The organism is Arthrobacter sp. H14 (assembly GCF_000520495.1).
In the GTDB taxonomy this organism is placed as follows: Bacteria; Actinomycetota; Actinomycetes; order Actinomycetales; family Micrococcaceae; genus Arthrobacter_C.
Genome location: NZ_KI914630.1, coordinates 49,467 through 50,508 on the forward strand (window position 1 = coordinate 49,467; position 1,042 = coordinate 50,508).

Here is a 1,042-nt window from a genome sequence, read left to right on the forward strand (position 1 = left end):
GCGACGGCGGTGAGGTCGGCCTGGAGGAGTGTTGCTCACCGGATGGCTGGTGGCCGGACGGGCGCCGTCGCTGGTTGGCGAGGCACTGCCGACCGGTTCCGTGATCAACCCGCTGGCCGCCGAAGCCGCCCGCGCGGAGGCGCCGATCGTCCGCCGTCGCACGCTGGAAATACTGTCCGAGCTGACGGCGGAAGCGGAAAGCGGCGGAAGTCCCCCGGTTCTCGATGAGGCCGCCGTCCTCACCCGCCTGATCTGGCACCAGCCGAGACTGCAGCGCCGGTTCCGCCGTCTGGTGCCCGGCATTCTGCGCGAGGCGGAGTTGCTGGGGCTGACCGGCTCCGGCGCCCTCACCGACGTCGGACTTGCCACTGCCCGCGGCGACCTCCGCGCGGCCGCCGAGCAGCTCGACGCGTCACTGCCCAAACCGCTCGACTACGTACTCCTCCAGGCCGACCTCACCGCCGTCGCGCCCGGCTATCTGGAGCCCACACTTGCCCGAGAGCTGACCCTGCTGTCCGACCCGGAAGGCCAGGGCCCGGCCACCACTTACCGCTTCTCCGCCGCCTCCATCCGCCGCGCCCTCGACGCCGGCCGCGACGGCGCCGCCATCCTGCGCTTCCTGGAAAAACACTCTGCCACCGAGGTCCCACAACCGCTGGTCTACCTGGTCACTGACACCGCCTCCCGGCACGGAACGCTTCGGGTCGGCGCGGCCGGCAGCTACCTGCGCAGCGAGGACGAAGACGCTCTGGCCGTGCTGCTCTCCAGCAACCACGCTGCGATGCTGGGATTGCGGCAGATCGCGCCCACCGTCGTCGTCAGCCGTGCCAGCGCCCGGGAAGTTGCCGTGGTGCTGGAGGAGCTCGGGCTTGCCCCCTTAATAGAGCACGACGACGGCGGCACCCAAGGTGGGCGGGGAACCCGGGGTGGGGCGGGCATAGGGACTGCCTCAGCGAAAACGGTGCCCGGCCGCCAGACCGGTGCTGAGCACCACCGTTTTGGCGGGTCAGGACCGTTTTCGGCGGGCGGGGCGGGCCTCCCG

General features: G+C 71.4%; 1 protein-coding gene. It reads left to right on the forward strand.

Going from position 1 to position 1,042, the window contains the following annotated elements; translation table 11 throughout:
• Positions 1-28 precede the first annotated feature (28 nt).
• The coding region (locus Y707_RS23340) for a helicase-associated domain-containing protein (protein WP_162150170.1) at positions 29-1,042 on the forward strand (1,014 nt) is incomplete at its 3' end.